Below are 1,501 nucleotides of genomic sequence, written 5' to 3' on the forward strand. Positions count from 1 at the left end.
AACTGAGATTGTGGGTCAGGCAGCGGAAAAATCATGCGCGGGGGCTCGCGGAACGGGTGCGCGCTGAAGAGAACACGGATTCAGGTTGAAGACAGCCGCTGGGCGGGGGAGTATCTCGCCAGCCACGGCTTTATTGTGGCTGCTCCCCGTTTCCCGAAAACAAATGGGAGCGACCTTGAAAATATGGACATGAATGATCTGCTCAATCAACCTGGTGACATCAGCTGGGTGATTGATGTCGCCACCGGACTGAAAGCGGGGCTGCCAGATCGATTGAAGGACGCCGTCGACGGTTCCCGTATGGCACTGGCCGGTCATTCATTTGGCGGTTTGACCACTTACCTGGCAGCTTACGACAGGGAGTTGATGGAGCCGCGTCTGAAGGCGGCGATTCTGCTCGCTGCCGGTGTTGGCGATATACTTTATCCGCTCTTTTATAAAACTCGACCGCTTCCCATGCTGATGATCCATGGCGATCAGGATCGGCTGGTTGAGTATGACGGAACCAGCGCTCAAACTTATCAGCGTGCTGATGTGCCACGTGTCCTGGTCAAGCTGGTCGGCGGCACGCATATGGGCCATAGCAATATTCGCAGCATCGCCTTCAACTTTGACAATCTGCCGTGCTGGTTTGCGGCTGATAAGCTGAAGGATGACGGCACCATCCATTTTCAAGCAGACCTCAAGAATCGCACGCCCGATACCGGCGTGGGTGACTTCGGCGCCCCCGCGCCTTGTCAGTACTCGGTGCCGTCAGGATGGGTGATGACTGCCGATCGTCAAAAGACACTATCGAATGAGATCATGCTGGCCTTTCTGGATTATGCGCTGGCGGATGATCCGGACGAAAAGAAGTCTGCTCTGCTCAAGACCCTGGAAAGCATCGATGAAGCCCAAAGCGATGTGATCATCAAGAGTGCGCTCTGAGCACTTTCTGCACGACTTCGGTGAGGGTGGATCTGCATTGCAGTGAGTCAACGCGTTGATCGCTCTTGCATGCTCGAGCCGCGTTTGCGCATGAGGAGGTGGATTGGGGGCTCGAGGTACATGGGCAATTTTGTTTTTACGGGAGTTGTGATGCCCAAGCTGAGCGAATACGTCGAGCTGGCTGCAACGGAATATTTGCAGGAGACCGGGAAAGACGAGCTGGATGCACACTGGATCGCTGCCTTCTTTCAGGATGGCGGCGTGCTGGAGGATCATCCACGGCAGGGTTTGATCGAATTTGCGGATCTGGTGCAAAAGGCACTGACGAAACAATCGGAGCGTGCCCGCAAACAAGCGCATTACCAGCTGGACAAGGTGATCCGTGGTTCTCGAGGGCCGCAGCAGCGCTGAGGGCGAGTCCCCAGCCCGCTAGCGTGAGCTGATCCGTGAACCTGCTGGGGAACGAGAGTTCCGTCCTTCCCAGTTCACCCGAGTTCGACAGTTCGCCTTCCAAAAAGCCGTTTTTTGAGAAATCGCGCTAGTGTTCATGCGGGTTACAGGCCGTTTTCCCAAA

Annotated in this window: 2 protein-coding genes; both read left to right on the forward strand. The window is 55.7% G+C overall.

Annotated features, from left to right (window positions below):
* Positions 1 to 33 precede the first annotated feature (33 nt).
* Positions 34 to 927 carry an alpha/beta hydrolase family protein gene (locus M622_RS39515; RefSeq protein ID WP_084520824.1) on the forward strand — a complete coding sequence of 298 codons (894 nt, stop codon included), beginning with the start codon at positions 34 to 36 and terminating at the stop codon, positions 925 to 927.
* A gap of 150 nt (positions 928 to 1,077) precedes the next feature.
* Positions 1,078 to 1,338, forward strand: a complete 261-nt coding sequence (locus tag M622_RS38490; protein ID WP_031347614.1) for a hypothetical protein — start codon at positions 1,078 to 1,080, stop codon at positions 1,336 to 1,338.
* Positions 1,339 to 1,501 lie beyond the last annotated feature (163 nt).

Source organism: Thauera terpenica 58Eu (genome assembly GCF_000443165.1).
GTDB lineage: Bacteria > Pseudomonadota > Gammaproteobacteria > Burkholderiales > Rhodocyclaceae > Thauera > Thauera terpenica.

Coding starts and splice junctions, on each gene's coding strand:
- M622_RS39515 (WP_084520824.1), top strand. CDS start 34: ATGCGCGGGGGCTCGCGGAACGGGTGCGCGCTGAAGAGAACACGGATT.
- M622_RS38490 (WP_031347614.1), top strand. CDS start 1,078: ATGCCCAAGCTGAGCGAATACGTCGAGCTGGCTGCAACGGAATATTTG.